Origin of the sequence: Methylomonas sp. LWB (assembly GCF_001856095.1) — a bacterium.
GTDB lineage: Bacteria > Pseudomonadota > Gammaproteobacteria > Methylococcales > Methylomonadaceae > Methylomonas > Methylomonas koyamae_A.
In genome coordinates, this window is the sequence record NZ_MKMC01000045.1 from 164,557 (window position 1) to 179,204 (window position 14,648).

A 14,648-nucleotide genomic window follows, 5' to 3' on the forward strand; every position below is an offset into this window, starting at 1 on the left:
GCATGATCGTCGAATGTACTCGAAGCATACTTATCGAGCGGATTTTTCAAAAAACGGGAGGCCTAAGCCTCCCGAGTCGTTGCGGAATAACAAGGACGCAACGGCGTGCGTCCCGCGCGGTCAAATGCGTCCGTACTGGTCTTCGTAGCGCACGATGTCATCCTCGCCCAAATAACTGCCAGACTGGACTTCGACCATTTCTAGCGGGATGACGCCAGGGTTCTCCAGGCTATGAATCACACCCAATGGGATGTAAATGGATTCGTTTTCCGAAACTAGAATTTTTTCGCCATTCTTGTCGACCCAGGCTGTTCCTTTAACAACCACCCAATGTTCGGCGCGATGATGGTGCTTTTGTACCGACAGTTTCGCGCCTGGTTTGACGACAATGCGCTTGGTCTGATGCCGATCGCCGCAATCGACCAAGTCATAGTGTCCCCAGGGACGATAGACTTTACGATGAACGTTGGCTTCGCTACGCTTCAATGTCTTCAATTGTTCAACGACTTCCTTCACATCTTGCACTCGATCCTTTGCCGCGATCATGACCGCGTCGTCGGTTTCTACGACAATCAGGTCGTCAACGCCAATCACCGCAACCAACTTGTTGCTGGAATGCACAAAGGAATTACGGGTATCGACGGTCAACACGTCGCCTTTGATCGCATTGCCGGAACCGTCCTTATCGGTCACGTCCCACAGCGCGGACCAAGAGCCAACGTCATTCCAGCCGGCATCCAACGGTATCACCGCCGCCTTATCGGTTTTTTCCATGACTGCATAATCGATAGAATCCGACGGACATGTCGAGAATGTCTGTTTGTCCAAACGTACAAAATCCAAGTCGGGTTTGGCGGCTTGCAGCGAAGCGCGGCAAACCGCCAACATTTCCGGATTGAAGCGCTCCAGCTCGCGCAGAAAAACACCGGCTTTAAACGCAAACATACCGCTGTTCCAAAAGAATTCGCCGCTTTCCAGATAACGCTGAGCGGTTTGCGCATCGGGCTTCTCGACAAAGGCATCGACTTTGTAAGCGGGGCCATAGCGTAGCGAACCGCGCTTGATATAGCCGTACCCCGTTTCGGGTTCGGTCGCGACAATTCCGAAGGTCACCAGCAAATCCTGTTCCGCCAATGCACGAGCCTCCAGCACCGCATGGTGGAATGCAGCTCGGTCGGCAACGACGTGGTCGGCGGGCAGTACCAACAACACGTCGTCCTCGGCGGCACTCAACGCGGCCATTGCCACGGCCGGCGCGGTATTTTTGCCGACCGGCTCCAGAATAATCGCGGCTGGCCTGACGCCGATTTCGCGCAATTGCTCGGCCATCATGAAACGATGATCCTCGTTACATACGGCGATCGGCGCTTTTAATCCAGCTAAACCATCCAGCCGCAATACCGTTTCCTGAATCATCGTATAACCCGAGACCAACGGTAAGAATTGCTTGGGATATTGACCGCGCGAAAGTGGCCACAGTCGCGTTCCAGAACCGCCTGAGAGTATTACCGGTGTCATAGTTTGGTTTCCTTGCATCGAAATAAAAAACAATGGGGGTAGTCTAGCATCATGCTTGCATCGGGCGTCAACCTGAGGATGGACATCGCAAGCGGACGCATTTTCGCGTGAAGCGGGTAATTCACCGCTAGAGAGCATCCTCGGTTCATTGACAACAAACCGCCAAAACTCGTTGCAATCTCGCCCGGCCTTCGACCAGATCGTCACCGATCACTTCGGTATACAATACGATCAACATTTCCGGATCGGCATCGCCAGTTAATCGTTTTAGCAATTGCCACCATTTCGCTCGATAATCGCTCGCGGTATTGAAGTTGCCGACACGATACCATCGATACACAAGCAAGTTTCGGGCCTCGCTTTTCAACAGCGACTCGACGACTTCGCCCGACGTTCCATCAGGCCAATCTACCTGTACCGCTCTTTCGGAAGCCATACGCCAGACTTTATGCTTTTGCGGCACCAGAAAATTTTGGGAGTTCACCAATTCTCCGCCCTGCGATTCGTCACCGAAATTCGCAAAATACATCGCCACTGTTCCAGATGGATCGTCAACCGCGTTTTTTACCTCCGCCATGACGCCATTGAAAGTTGGCCGCCATCCCCAATCTGGCGGCGATTGAACAGCCCCCCCACTTCCTCGGAGCGTGACTATTTGGTCAGGTATGGCAGCCGCTACCGCCTGCCGAGCGGCCAAACTCCGAAAGACGATAGGCCAAGCAATAAGACCTATCACGACGACGGCTATCATCGGCAACAACCCCTGATACCTCGTCATCGGCTCAGGCATACTTTGCTCGGCCGATGTATCGGCAATTGTTTCTTGGTCGGCCCAAAACGAACCGGCATAAAACAGCAATAGCATGACCAGCCCGAAAAACAACCAACCGTAAATAATATGATCGACACCCACAGCCAATTTCATGCCACTAAAATGACCAATCATCACGATCATGTAAGCACGCAAACCGTTCGCCAGAATCGGCGTTAAAAACGATGCGATAATGAATAGGGTTCGTTTTCGTAAGTTACGGAAATTCAAATACGCGTAGACAAGACCCAAGGTCAACGAAGCAATTAAGTAGCGCAAGCCACTACATCCCTCCACTACCGACCAGTTCCCGGAAGTCAGCATAAAAAACATGCCGTCACGGTAAACGCTCATGCCTGTAAGGCGTATCATCCACACCACAAATGACGCCGTGTATTCCATCATCCACGGGATGAACGCTTCCCCGAAAGGCACCATCAAGTAAAGAAACAGGATGGGAAACAGCATTTTTTTAATAACCGATCCACCCAATAGCGCCCAATAACCGCCGATCAGAATCGTTACGACAGCCCATTGCTCCAAAACCAGCACGTGGACCAATTTCGCCACCAACCAAACGAACCCGCCTATAGCCGTCACTAGCAAACCCAGCCAGGCACTCTCGGGTTGCAGATTTCGGTAACAGTGGCGTCTGGACCAGATCAACCAAAGGCTGATCGGCGCCACCAAAAAACCGTGAGTAAAGGTCTCGGATCGCGACCAAATCTCGACAATGGATGCCCAAGTCGAAAAAAAAGCGCCGACACAGACCAAGGTCACCAAAACGACACCCGCGACCGGATACCGCCACTGAATGGGCAAAGCCCCGAAAATCAACATTCGCTTCCTCAACTTTGGTTTTATGACAGCTCAGCAAGCCCCGCGACCGGGCCTGGATACATTTTAGAATAGGCATGTGACATGCGATTGTCGATTCGATACCGCGTCGCGATAAAATTCACGGTGTCGAACTGTCGCTTGCTTATCCCAGCGGATTCTCTGCTACGATGTATATCCGCCACCCCGCCAGATCCGTTCAACTGAGTATTATCGAACAATGTTAATCGTGATTTTGTTTTTTTTATGCCTATGGTTAACCGCGTTGACCGTGCTTTGGTTCTGGAAAAAGCCATTGTTCATCGCCACTTGGCGAGAACCTTACTTCGCCGAAACGCCGGTATTGATTGAAAGCGACGACTGGGGGCCTGGCGGAGATTATCAGGCTGAAAGACTCAGAAATCTGCTGGGCTCCTTGGCCACGACGCGCGATTCTCGGGGGCGTTGTGCGGTGTTAACCGCCGACGTGGTGTTAGCCGTGCCCGACGTCGCCAAAATCCAAGACGATGCCGACAACCGATACTTCCGAAAACGCCTGGATACCGACTTTCCGGAAATTTTTGAAGCGATGCGATCGGGCATGACGCAAGGCACATTCGTTCCGCAACTACACGGCCTTGAACATCTTAATGGTGAAGCTTTCGCCAAACTGCTAGGCGATGGCGACTCGCGCCTAAACGACGCTCGAGCCCATGCCGACTGGTGGGATTGGGAATCACTGGATTCACCGCTACAAGGCCACTATGTCGACGGCAGCCAGTTGCCGACGACACCGATAGCCGAAAATAAAGCGCGCGACATCGTCGAAACAGCCGGCCGTTTGTTTATCGAAATGTTCGGGCAACCGACGCTGACCACGGTTGCACCGTGTTATCTTTGGGGTGACGCCATCGAAGCGTGTTGGCGCGAGCAGCGAATTACGGCGATCCAAACCGCCGGTTATCGTTGCCTCGGGCGCGATGGAAACGGCAAATATTTTGCCGACCCTACCCTGATCCGCTGCGGCGAGCGCAACCGATACGACCAAGTCTATTTGGTTAGAAACGTCATGTTCGAACCCACCGACGGCAAACATACGCCCGACAGCGCCTACGCCGAAGCCTTAGCCGCATGTCGCCAGGCCTTGCCGCTGACCATTTCCACGCACAAATACAATTTCACCCGTAGCGATACACAGTGCCGAGACTCGATCGCCGGATTGCAGCAGCTGTTAAGTCGAATTTGCACGACGCTACCCCACGTCCGGTTTCTGGCTTCGCCGGAATTGGCGGAATGGCTAAACGGCAACCGAAATGAAATCACCAATCGGTTTAACGGGGAAACTTGGCAAGGTTTGAGTCAAGCAAGTCAATATCGTAAGGTTGGTGCGTTTCTGTACCGATTGTATTACCGACACCCGAAGCTAGCGTGGATCGCCTATCTAAGCGGTTTAATCTTCCCGGCTTGGTTCGTGTGCGCAACCAGCACCCGCGACAGTTGACACTGTTTAATTCGATGAAAATTAGCGCGGTCATTCCCGCTTATAATAACGCCGCATTTCTTCGGGACGCCATCGCCAGTGTACGCAACCAGAGCCATCAGGTCGACGAAATCATAGTGGTGGACGACGGCTCGGTTGACAATACCGAAACGGTTATCGCCGATCTAGGCAGCGATATTGTCTATCACCGTCAAGACAACCAAGGCCCCTCCGCCGCGCGCAACCAAGGCATTTCACTGGCCAACGGCGATTGGATCGCGTTTTTAGACGCGGACGATCAGTGGACACCCGATAAAATCGCCAAACAATTACAAGCGCTACAGACCCATCCAGCGCTACGCCTAATCGCCGGCGACATGGCGGAAATCGACACCGACAATCGATTACTCACTGCTTCGGTGCTGGACAAACACGGGCTTTCCGAAAAATTTTCGCAATTGGCCGGCGCTCCAGTACCTAACGCGTTGGCGGCCTTGGTCGCGAAAAACTTTATTCCGACCGGTACCGTATTGGTCAGTAAAGCCGCACTTTACGAAGCCGGCCTATTTAACCCGACGATACGCTTCGGCGAAGACCTGGAGCTTTGGGCCAAAATCGCCGCAAAACATCCGATCAGTTGCCTGCCGGACACTTTAATGCTGCGCCGCCAGCATGGCAATAACGCCACTCAAGCCAGCGAACGCATGCTGGTTGATCTGACTCGGGTGATGGACTCGTTGGCGCGGCAAATTGGCCCGGAGCTGCGCGCTCAAGGCGTATCCCCGGATGATTTAGTCTCTCGGACGTTTTGGACATTGGGGTATTGGTACTTCAACAACGGCGCTCGAACTGACGCTCGCTCCGCCTTCCGGAGTAGTTTAACGCGCAAAGCAAATGCTCCGGCCTTACTTTATCTGATCGCCAGCCAGCTAACGCCGGGTGCCATAGCGGCGGTACGTGCCGTTAAGCAGCGGTTGATCGGCCACTAATTCATTTAACCCATCGCCCCTATTCCAATGTCCGCACCAGTTCCTAAACGCATCGTCTTTGTCGAAAACGGTATCGGCTACGGCGGGGCCATCATTTGCCTCCGCCATTTGGTTAGAAACCTAGACACAACTGAATTCTCGGCGATGGTAGTCACGGGTAGAGACGGGCCGTCATATCGGGAAATAGCCGACGAAACCCTATGGCGACATATTCCGGACCGCCGGTTCGACATCGTCGGTTGGCGGCAAAGAATCTCCGATATCGAAGCGATCCAAAACCATCCGGTATTGCGAGTGTTATGCAACCAACTACTCGCGAGAGCCGACGACATAGCCAATTTTTTGCCGTTCTTTCTGGCTTTGCTTTGGCAAGCCTGGCGTTTCAAGGCCGATTTGATACACGCCAATAACGAACCGCTCTGCAACCGCGCCGCGTTACTGGTGGCCAAAGTGTTAAACATTCCGGCGGTTTGCCACGTGCGCGGCGATCAGCAAGGCTCAAGATCGATGCGTTTGGCATATTCGCTGCCAGACCATTTTGTGTCGGTATCGCATTGGGTAGCCGCTAGTATGCGCGATAAACTTAAGATACCGGCCGAAAAAATCAGCGTGATATACGACGGCATTGCGCTGGATCAGCTGGATACGTATGCCGATGGTGCTGTCTTCCGCCGTCAATACGGCATTCAAAGCGACCAATTTGTCGTGGGCTTGATCGGCTTGCTGATCCCATGGAAAGGACAACACCTGTTTTTGGATGCGGCAAAACGCTTGCAAAGTCGAATCCCAAATTTGAAAATGCTCATCGTCGGCGGCACGCCGGACGACTGTAAAGGTTACGAGGCTGATCTGGTGAGCAGAGTCGCGGACGAAGGCTTGAACGCGACAGTGTCGTTTACCGGCCATATCAATAAAATGGAAACGGTTTATAACGGTTTGGATGTCATCGTCTCGGCGTCCACTAGTCCAGAACCCCTAGGCACCGTGGTTATAGAAGCTTTGGCGATGGGGCGACCATTGATCGGTCCGGCGCATGGCGGCGCCGCTGAAATGATAGAGCACGAAAAAACCGGCTTGTTGTTTAGGCCCGGCGATGCCGAGAGTTTGGCCGAGCAGATTTATCGAGTTTACTCAGACCGCCAACTGGGCATCCGTTTAGGCGAGCAAGCTCGTACATCCGCATTGCAGCGATTTTCGATACGCAGCCATGTTGCTCAGGTCGAAACGGTTTATCGTCGCTTGTTGGCACCCAGGAAGCAACGCTGAGCTCCAAGAAAATCAGGTTGGCGATTTGTATTCCTCTAAACAATCAATTTCAAAAAATGCTCCAAAAACTGTCTAATGGGGTATTACAACAATGTGAGGTCAATCGATCATGCTGTTAAGAAGCTTATTGTTGATAATTGCGCTATTCGGAATCTGCCCGCAAGCGCAAAGCGCTTGGCCAACGACAGATTACGACTTCGCCAGATTACCCAGGTTTTGCTGGGTGAGACTAAAAGGAAAAGACACCGCAGAGTACCAACTCTGGGCGAAGCGTATAGGCCCGGACATAATGCACATACATCACTATTGTGAAGGCTTGTTTTCGGCAATGTTGGCACGCGTAGAGCGCGACCCCATGGAGAAGAGGCAACTTTATAAGAACTCTATCGGTGGCTTTATGTACGTCGAAGAGCACTCATCTAAAAACTTTGCTTGGCGCCCGAGGATTCATTACGAGAAAGGACAAGTTTACGAAGAGAGTGGTCAGATCAAAGAAGCGATCCAAGAGTACCAAAGTGCAATCAAGCTGAACCCGAAACTTGCCCTAGCCTATGCGGCCCTCAGTGACTTGGCGGCAAGATCGGGACGGACTGACGAGGCGGTCGAAATATTACGGAATGGGTTAGAACAAAAACCGGATTCCAAAATGCTGTTGCGGCGTATGAGCAAGTTGAAAAAAAATAATAAATAGGGTTGCGTGGTTTTTGCGCCAAATTAATTATCACTGGTCGGCACCAAGGCGGCGCCGACCATTGTTAAGTCAAGACTAGATCTTTGAGACGCGGTCGCGCAAATACTCGGAAAATTCGCGATTGATTTCCTTATGCAGCAAACCGTATTCGACATTCGCCAATAGAAAACCGAACTTAGACCCGCAGTCGTAACGATTTCCTTCGAACTCGTAAGACAATACTTGCTCGTCCTTCATTAGCGATGCAATGGCGTCGGTCAATTGGATTTCGCCACCGGCTCCGCGACCGGTATTTTCAATTTTGTCGAAGATGGCTGGCGTCAAAATATACCGCCCGACGACCGCGATATTCGACGGCGCCACTTCAGGTTTCGGTTTCTCGACGATGGAACTCAAACGACCAACGCGCGGCGCGGTTTCGCTATGCTCGACGATGCCGTATTTATGAGTTTCCTTGGGATCGACCCGCTCGACACCGAGTACGCTGCTCTGCTCGTGCTCGAACAACTCGACCATCTGTTTCATACAACCCCGCTCACCGTCTTCGATCAGATCGTCCGGCAAGATCACCGCGAACGGTTCGTTGCCGACCACCGGTTTGGCGCAATGCACCGCGTGTCCCAGACCTAAAGCCTCGGCTTGACGAACGAAAACGCAAGATACATGCGACGGCAGCAATCCGCGCAACATGTTCAGCAATTCGGTTTTACCGCTCTTTTCCAATTCTTTTTCCAATTCGTAGGATTTATCGAAATGGTTGGCGATGGATTCCTTATTGCGACCGATCACAAACACCATCGTATCGATACCGGCTGCAATCGCTTCTTCGACGCCGTATTGAATCAACGGTTTATCGACGATAGGCAGCATTTCCTTGGCAACCGCCTTAGTCGCGGGCAACGAACGAGTTCCCAATCCGGCGACCGGAAAGACGGCTTTGCTGATTTTTTGGCTCATATAGACTCTGATGAATTAAAGAATTGTTTTTGACGTTTCTATATTGTTTGCCTAACCTTATGGCAAACTTAAACATTTAGTGTTCTTTTAAGCGATAATACCCGAGTATTTTTACCCTTTCCGCGAGATATGGCAATGATAAAACCGTTGAGTACCCTATTGATGGCTTTCGTGGCGACAAATTCGGCCTACGGGCAGGATTTGCTCGAAACCTATCGCTTGGCGCTACAAAACGACCCGGAATTCAGAAGTTCGGATATCAACAAGCTAACGACAGCGGAACTAAAGTCTCAAAGTATCGCCCAAATGCTGCCGAATGTCTCGTTCACCGCCGGCAGTAATCGCACGCGCCTGGAAATCGAAAGCTTTTTACCGAATACGCCGCTACAGCACTATCTGGACAGCAGACTGACTTTCAATTTGCGCCAACCCGTGTTCCACTGGGACCACTGGATACAACTCGACCAAGCCGATAACCGTATCGCCCAGGCGGAGGCACAATTTCAGGCCAAACAGCAAGCTCTGATGCGCCGCACGGCGGAAGCCTATTTCAACATACTAGCCGCCCAAGACAATCTCGAATATAGCACTGCCGAGAAAAAAGCCATTGAAAAACAACTGGAGCAAGCCAAACAGCGTTTCGAGGTTGGCATCATCGCCATCACCGACGTTTATGAAGCTCAAGCCGGTTACGACAGGGCGTCGGCCAGCGAGATCGAGGCGCAAAATCAGCTGGACAACACCAAGGAAGCATTACGCGAAATCATCGGCGAAAACGCCGCCGATTTGACAACGCTCGCCCCGCAATTACCGCTCAGCCCCCCGACACCGGAAGATATGGCTAGTTGGGCCAATGCCGCCGAGAACAGCAACTTTTCTATCGTCGCCCAGATAAACCAAGCCGAATACATTCGGAAAAACGTCGATCTGCAGCAATCCAAACATTTACCGACAATAGACATTGTCGCTCAGTACTCCGAACAGGATAGCAGCGGCAGTCTATACGGCACCTTGGGTAACACCGAAAGCTTCGGCCTGCAACTCAACCTCCCCCTATTCGAAGGCGGCGGCACGGTTTCTCGCACCCGCCAAGCCGCGCACGAATACGAATCCGCGAAAGAGGACCTGGTCAAAGTCAAACGCAGCGTCAACCGCAACGTCAAGGATGCTTTTCGCGGCGTGGTCTCCAGCATCAGCCGGGTCAAAGCACTGGAAGCCACCAGTAAATCCGCGGAAGTCGCCGTGGAAGCCGCCGAAGCCGGTTTCGAAGTCGGCACCCGGACAATGGTCGACGTACTGACCGAGCAACGCAATCTTTACAAGGCCAAAAGCGACTTCGCCCGTAGCCGTTACGATTATTTGATCAACGGCATTCGCCTAAAGGAAGCCGCCGGCAGCTTAGCCGAACAGGACCTCGAGCAGATCAATCAATACCTAGGCGGCCAAATCGGCAAAAATTAGCCGATCACGGAGTCGATCGCCCGACATGAAAACGCAATCGTTTGAGCCAACCAACCTCACGCACAGGCGAACCCCCATTGATCGCCGCTAATCCAGGCAATAGCTTGCGGGCTCTAAGCGAACAAAGCCAGCGCTTTTTGTAAGGTTGACCACACTCCCCAACTCAATGGAATCAACACATACAGCCAAAATACGATTGCGATCAATAGGCGGGATATACCGCGTTGTTTGTTCTCTATCATGACGCCTGCTCCAGGTTGCTCAATGATCGTCGGCCGGATACACCCCATCCAGCTCGTCAAATTCGTCGTGTTTCATATGATGTTTTTCATGGACCGGGCGTATAGCCAGATTGGCGATAAAACCCAACACCAAGATTCCCGCCATGATGTACATCGTCACGTTATAAGCATCGCCTTTGGCCACTCCTTGGCCGATTTGATACTCGCGCAGATAATTTACCAACACCGGCCCTAATACACCGGCGGTGGACCAAGCGGTCAACAACCGGCCATGTATGCCGCCGACGTACATTGTGCCGAAAATATCGGCCAGATACGCGGGGATGGTCGCGAACCCGCCGCCATACATGCTCATGATCAGGGCATAGAGCACCACGAACAGCGGCAGATTACCGGCGCCGCCCGATGTCGGTACCGTCCCGTACAGCAAGGCGCCGATGGCAAAGAACACGAAATAGGTCTGCTTGCGCCCGAGGTAATCGGATGCCGACGACCAAAAAAACCGTCCGACCATGTTAAACAAGCTGAGCAAACCAACGAAGCCGGCCGCCGCCGCCGCATCCACCCGGCCCTTGAACATCTCTTGTATCATCACCGACGCTTGCCCGAGCACGCCGATGCCGGCGGTCACGTTCAGACACAGCACCAGCCACAACAAATAGAACTGCGGTGTTTTCAGCGCTTGGTCGATATGTACGTGTTTGTCGGTAATCATTTTGTGGCGTACCGTCGGTGGTGTCCATCCCGGCGGCCGCCAATCCGGCGGCGGAATTCGGATCGCCAACGCGCCGATAGTCATCGACAGAAAATACAAACTCCCCATGGTCATGAACGTCTCGGCCACGCCCACCGAAGTCGCCGACTTGAAATGCGTCATCAACCAAACCGCCAACGGCGCGCCTATCATGGCCCCGCCACCGAAACCCATGATTGCCATGCCGGTCGCCATGCCACGCCGATCCGGAAACCATTTGATCAGGGTCGACACCGGTGAAACGTAACCCAAGCCCAGACCGATCCCCCCCAGCACACCGTAGCCAAGATACAGCAAGCCAATTTCGTGCAATTGGACACCCAAGGCCGCAACCCAGAAACCGCCACCGAAACAGCACGCGGCGACGAACATGGTTAAACGCGGCCCGACTTTCTCCAACCATTTGCCACCCACCGCCGCAGACAACCCTAAGAACACAATCGCCAAGCTGAAAATCCAACCTAGCGTCGTCAGCTTCCAGTCTTCCGGTGTCGCGGCGCCGATACCGACCGCACGGCTCAAAGGCTCGTTAAACACGCTGAACGCGTAGGCCTGGCCAATACACAAATGTACCGAAAGCGCGGCGGGCGGCACCAGCCAACGGTTGAATCCCGGTTGGGCAACGATGGTTTGTTTCGCAAAAAAACTCATGAACACTCCGATAAATCCGACGGCCTACCTCATTGGCCGCAACACCTGAGTTGCCCGCCAAAAAGCTCGAGGCGATGATACAAAAGGTAATTCGCTCGTGCCGCCACCGTCAAAGGGTTTATTCTATCAGCGTTAAATCGTCGGTTGGCGCAATCGGCCGGTCTTTGCTAACTAACCCATGACCCGTTGAATAATCAACTGGAATTGTTCAACCGATCAACGAATATTTTGAGTTTCCGCCACGCGCACAAATGCGTGGATCATAAATTTTTTCAGGTCGGGCTAGAAAACGCCGGGCCACCGGACGAGTTCATTACGATGATAGGCTTTATTTTTTGCTGCGTTGGCCTGGCCTTCTTGGTGCAGAACGGCAATCCTTACTTGGCTTTATTGGAAACTCCGGTCGCGTTGGCGATCGGCCTAACCTTGATGGGCACCGCACTGCTGGCCGGCTACTTGAAAAAATTGCCGACCATTGTGTGGCACGACGGCTTCGCGAGTGCCGGCTTATTGGTTTGGTACGCCTATTGGAAGCCGCAATTCAATGACGACGCGCCGATGTTTTTCTTCTTTCCAGTGTATTTCGCGACCCTGACCACCCTCGTAACGCTATCGTTGATTAACCGTGCCGAACGCTTTGATTTGGACTCGATCGAACATTTGCGTTACCTGGAAAAAATCACCCGCTTCAATTTCGGATCGGTGATCGGCTTTGTCATCGTCGGTTTGTTGGTTACCCGCCATTACGCGCTGTACCCGATGTCCATGACGTTTTACATCGTCCGTCACACGATGGTCGTCTGCCTGGAAAGCGTGGAAAAGGCTTAGCCCCCGACGACCGAAGTGTTCGGCGGCCGGAAGCTTGAATCGGGTTAACGAATCGTCAGCAAGGCTCTAAGGACATCCACCCGGCTAATCATACCGACCAACGAGTCGTTCTCGAACACCGGAAAACTGCGCATCGGCGAATCCTGAAATTTGGTGGCGATGTCCACCAAGCTGTCGCTGGCCTTAACCGTGACCGGGCTTAGATTCATGAATTCCTCGACGCGGCCTTCCATGCTCTGGTTATAGGCCGAACCTACCGCGACGCGCATCCCGTCGCGTTCGGAAAATATTCCCAACAATTTGCCGTGTTCATCGACGACCGGCATGCTGGTAATCTTATGGTCCAGCAATTTTTTGATGGCTATGGAGGTTTCGGTGTGTGCGGAAACGGTGATAACGTTAGCCGACATGTAATCGGCAGCGGCAATTTTGGCTAACATGGCGCACCTCGCTGTAAGAATTATTATGAGCCGCGGGCCTGAAGCCAGCGACAGTCTTAGTATAGTGCGCCCTGCTCCAGAGCGGTAAAATCAGTTATTCCGGAAACTAAACTCGGCCGGGTCCGCTGGCAATCCCCGAACCGGTCTCGCAGCAAGCCAGCCCAAAGACTCCGGCTGAACTGGCTCCTTATTCCGGCTCAACGCACGGTCAGCGCATAAATCGATTCCTGGATTCGGCTGACGCCTCGCTCGCGAAATCGAGGTTCATCGTCCAATATGTCCGCCACGGCCTTTTCAGCCACATCGCACCAACTCCCGTATAGCGTAGCGACTTCCCCAGCCGGCACCGCGAAAGGCGGCCCGGCCATTTCAGCCTGATCGTAGTCGAAGGTCACCAGCAGCGTCCTGCAGCCCGCGGGCAGGAGTTCGCGCATTTTTGCGGCATACGCTGATCGCATCGCTGGCGGCAGGGCGACTAAGGCGGCTCTGTCGTAAACGCCGGCTACATTGGCGAGTTCGGCGGCGGTCAGCGCGAAAAAATCGCCGCAATAGATGGTCAATCCGTCGGCCGCGAACACGGCTAGCTCGCCCTGCCGGCTAACTGAAACCGATAAATCGTTTTCGGCAAAAAACGCCTCCACCGCGACTCGGCTCAATTCCACCGCCACGACCCGGTAGCCTCGTCGGCGCAGCCATAACAAATCCAAACTCTTTCCGCACAATGGAACAAACACCGTACTGGCTTCGGGCACTTGCAAATCGTCCCAATAGGCCGCCAAGCCAGGGTGGTAATCGGGATTGTGAAAACCGATTTGATTTTGCGCCCAACGTTCCAACCAAAATTCCGCCTGCATGAAAGCTCCTGTATATCGACCGAACCAGCAACGACGGCTAGGATCGGTTTAAGCGTTTGAACAACCAAAATCCGGCGAACATCGCCGAGACGAAAGCATAGTTTCCGGCGTCCCCACCGGTCAATCCGACCAGGGCCGGTCCTGGACAAAACCCGGACAATCCCCAACCGATACCGAAAATGGCTGAGCCGATCAATAATTTGCGATCTATTTGATTCGACTCCCGAGTCCCGACCGATAGTTCCAACTCGTGATCGGCAACGCTGTTATCGCGATGCATCCAGTAGCGCGCGCCCCCCAAGGTCGCCAAAGCGCCGATCATGACCAACGCCAAGCTCGGATCCCAAGCGCCCGCGACGTCCAGAAACGCCAACACTTTGGCCGGATTGGTCATTTGCGCGACGATCAAGCCAAAACCGAACAACAAACCGTATCCAAATAAGTACACCCTATCTTTCATAACGATTGTCCTGCCGCGAGGATATGTCTAACCACGTAAACGGTCGCGCCCGCGCAAAGCATGAAAGTGGCGGTCGCCGCCAGCGAACGCGGTGCCAAGCGGGCGATACCGCATACCCCGTGGCCGCTGGTGCAGCCGCTGCCCAGACGGGTACCGTAACCGACCAACAAGCCGGCCACCGCCAGCCACGCCGGAGAATGATCGAGCGTCATCGCAATCTCGCCGCCGCCCAAGCGATACAGCGGCGCGCTGATCAACAAACCGCCCAGAAACCAAGCGCGCCAGCCGGCATCGCGTTGCCATAATCCAGCGGCAATTCCGGAAATTCCGGCGGTATGTTTGTGGGTGTATAGCAGCAACGCCGCCGACAGCCCGATCAGCGCGCCGCCGGCTAGTGAAGATAAAATCGTCGAAAGGTTCATGTATTAAA

At 53.4% G+C, this 14,648-nt stretch carries 15 protein-coding genes; 6 read left to right on the forward strand and 9 right to left on the reverse strand.

Features of this window, described 5'->3' with window-relative positions; genetic code table 11:
• Positions 1 to 120: 120 nt before the first annotated feature.
• Both BJL95_RS17020 and xrtA read right to left on the reverse strand, forming a co-directional pair.
• Positions 121 to 1,518 carry a mannose-1-phosphate guanylyltransferase/mannose-6-phosphate isomerase gene (locus BJL95_RS17020; RefSeq protein ID WP_064028536.1) on the reverse strand — a complete coding sequence of 466 codons (1,398 nt, stop codon included), beginning with the start codon at positions 1,516 to 1,518 and terminating at the stop codon, positions 121 to 123.
• 145 nt (positions 1,519 to 1,663) lie between these two features.
• On the reverse strand, positions 1,664 to 3,169 hold the full coding sequence (gene xrtA / locus BJL95_RS17025; RefSeq protein ID WP_071159617.1) for an exosortase A: 1,506 nt from the start codon (positions 3,167 to 3,169) through the stop codon (positions 1,664 to 1,666).
• Positions 3,170 to 3,386: 217 nt separating this feature from the next.
• Between xrtA and BJL95_RS17030 the strand changes: the two genes are divergently transcribed.
• The 4 genes from BJL95_RS17030 (at position 3,387) to BJL95_RS17045 (ending at position 7,571) form a co-directional block, all read left to right on the forward strand.
• Entirely contained in the window at positions 3,387 to 4,646 is a 1,260-nt protein-coding gene (locus BJL95_RS17030; protein ID WP_071159619.1) for a hypothetical protein, read from the forward strand.
• Between the two features lie 14 nt (positions 4,647 to 4,660).
• Entirely contained in the window at positions 4,661 to 5,614 is a 954-nt protein-coding gene (locus BJL95_RS17035) for a glycosyltransferase (protein ID WP_071159621.1), read from the forward strand.
• Between the two features lie 27 nt (positions 5,615 to 5,641).
• Positions 5,642 to 6,880, forward strand: coding sequence for a glycosyltransferase family 4 protein (locus tag BJL95_RS17040; protein WP_071159623.1), 1,239 nt, complete (start codon positions 5,642 to 5,644; stop codon positions 6,878 to 6,880).
• A gap of 289 nt (positions 6,881 to 7,169) precedes the next feature.
• The gene (locus tag BJL95_RS17045; RefSeq protein ID WP_168031420.1) at positions 7,170 to 7,571 is read left to right on the forward strand and encodes a lipopolysaccharide assembly protein LapB; all 402 of its coding nucleotides are present in this window, start codon (positions 7,170 to 7,172) and stop codon (positions 7,569 to 7,571) included.
• A 75-nt stretch (positions 7,572 to 7,646) separates the two neighbouring features.
• Here BJL95_RS17045 and galU read toward each other — a convergent pair whose 3' ends face one another.
• Positions 7,647 to 8,528 (reverse strand): UTP--glucose-1-phosphate uridylyltransferase GalU, encoded by an 882-nt coding sequence (gene galU, locus BJL95_RS17050; RefSeq protein ID WP_071159625.1) that lies wholly within the window; start codon positions 8,526 to 8,528, stop codon positions 7,647 to 7,649.
• Between the two features lie 135 nt (positions 8,529 to 8,663).
• On the opposite strand from galU, the gene BJL95_RS17055 reads away from it, so the two are divergent.
• A complete protein-coding gene (locus BJL95_RS17055; protein ID WP_064028521.1) occupies positions 8,664 to 9,989 on the forward strand; it encodes a TolC family outer membrane protein in 1,326 nt (441 codons plus the stop codon).
• A gap of 113 nt (positions 9,990 to 10,102) precedes the next feature.
• Here the strand turns inward: BJL95_RS17055 and BJL95_RS25965 are convergent, their stop codons facing one another.
• Positions 10,103 to 10,231: a hypothetical protein gene (locus BJL95_RS25965; protein WP_269454756.1), complete on the reverse strand. Its 129-nt coding sequence runs from the start codon at positions 10,229 to 10,231 to the stop codon at positions 10,103 to 10,105.
• A 19-nt stretch (positions 10,232 to 10,250) separates the two neighbouring features.
• A complete protein-coding gene (locus BJL95_RS17060) occupies positions 10,251 to 11,636 on the reverse strand; it encodes an OFA family MFS transporter (RefSeq protein ID WP_071159627.1) in 1,386 nt (461 codons plus the stop codon).
• Positions 11,637 to 11,891: 255 nt separating this feature from the next.
• Between BJL95_RS17060 and BJL95_RS17065 the strand changes: the two genes are divergently transcribed.
• The gene (locus tag BJL95_RS17065; protein WP_139306301.1) at positions 11,892 to 12,464 is read left to right on the forward strand and encodes a hypothetical protein; all 573 of its coding nucleotides are present in this window, start codon (positions 11,892 to 11,894) and stop codon (positions 12,462 to 12,464) included.
• Positions 12,465 to 12,508: 44 nt separating this feature from the next.
• Here BJL95_RS17065 and BJL95_RS17070 read toward each other — a convergent pair whose 3' ends face one another.
• The 4 genes from BJL95_RS17070 to BJL95_RS17085 all read right to left on the reverse strand — a co-directional run bounded on the left by BJL95_RS17070 (position 12,509) and on the right by BJL95_RS17085 (position 14,640).
• Positions 12,509 to 12,904 (reverse strand): CBS domain-containing protein, encoded by a 396-nt coding sequence (locus BJL95_RS17070; protein ID WP_071159629.1) that lies wholly within the window; start codon positions 12,902 to 12,904, stop codon positions 12,509 to 12,511.
• Between the two features lie 197 nt (positions 12,905 to 13,101).
• Positions 13,102 to 13,758, reverse strand: a complete 657-nt coding sequence (locus BJL95_RS17075; protein ID WP_071159630.1) for a thiopurine S-methyltransferase — start codon at positions 13,756 to 13,758, stop codon at positions 13,102 to 13,104.
• Positions 13,759 to 13,795: 37 nt separating this feature from the next.
• Entirely contained in the window at positions 13,796 to 14,218 is a 423-nt protein-coding gene (locus tag BJL95_RS17080) for a DUF6691 family protein (RefSeq protein ID WP_071159632.1), read from the reverse strand.
• Positions 14,215 to 14,640 carry a YeeE/YedE family protein gene (locus tag BJL95_RS17085; protein ID WP_064031354.1) on the reverse strand — a complete coding sequence of 142 codons (426 nt, stop codon included), beginning with the start codon at positions 14,638 to 14,640 and terminating at the stop codon, positions 14,215 to 14,217. The genes BJL95_RS17080 and BJL95_RS17085 overlap by 4 nt, the downstream gene beginning before the upstream one ends.
• Positions 14,641 to 14,648 lie beyond the last annotated feature (8 nt).

Coding starts and splice junctions, on each gene's coding strand:
- BJL95_RS17020 (WP_064028536.1), bottom strand. CDS start 1,518: ATGACACCGGTAATACTCTCAGGCGGTTCTGGAACGCGACTGTGGCCA.
- xrtA (WP_071159617.1), bottom strand. CDS start 3,169: ATGTTGATTTTCGGGGCTTTGCCCATTCAGTGGCGGTATCCGGTCGCG.
- BJL95_RS17030 (WP_071159619.1), top strand. CDS start 3,387: ATGTTAATCGTGATTTTGTTTTTTTTATGCCTATGGTTAACCGCGTTG.
- BJL95_RS17035 (WP_071159621.1), top strand. CDS start 4,661: ATGAAAATTAGCGCGGTCATTCCCGCTTATAATAACGCCGCATTTCTT.
- BJL95_RS17040 (WP_071159623.1), top strand. CDS start 5,642: ATGTCCGCACCAGTTCCTAAACGCATCGTCTTTGTCGAAAACGGTATC.
- BJL95_RS17045 (WP_168031420.1), top strand. CDS start 7,170: ATGCACATACATCACTATTGTGAAGGCTTGTTTTCGGCAATGTTGGCA.
- galU (WP_071159625.1), bottom strand. CDS start 8,528: ATGAGCCAAAAAATCAGCAAAGCCGTCTTTCCGGTCGCCGGATTGGGA.
- BJL95_RS17055 (WP_064028521.1), top strand. CDS start 8,664: ATGATAAAACCGTTGAGTACCCTATTGATGGCTTTCGTGGCGACAAAT.
- BJL95_RS25965 (WP_269454756.1), bottom strand. CDS start 10,231: ATGATAGAGAACAAACAACGCGGTATATCCCGCCTATTGATCGCAATC.
- BJL95_RS17060 (WP_071159627.1), bottom strand. CDS start 11,636: ATGAGTTTTTTTGCGAAACAAACCATCGTTGCCCAACCGGGATTCAAC.
- BJL95_RS17070 (WP_071159629.1), bottom strand. CDS start 12,904: ATGTTAGCCAAAATTGCCGCTGCCGATTACATGTCGGCTAACGTTATC.
- BJL95_RS17075 (WP_071159630.1), bottom strand. CDS start 13,758: ATGCAGGCGGAATTTTGGTTGGAACGTTGGGCGCAAAATCAAATCGGT.
- BJL95_RS17080 (WP_071159632.1), bottom strand. CDS start 14,218: ATGAAAGATAGGGTGTACTTATTTGGATACGGTTTGTTGTTCGGTTTT.
- BJL95_RS17085 (WP_064031354.1), bottom strand. CDS start 14,640: ATGAACCTTTCGACGATTTTATCTTCACTAGCCGGCGGCGCGCTGATC.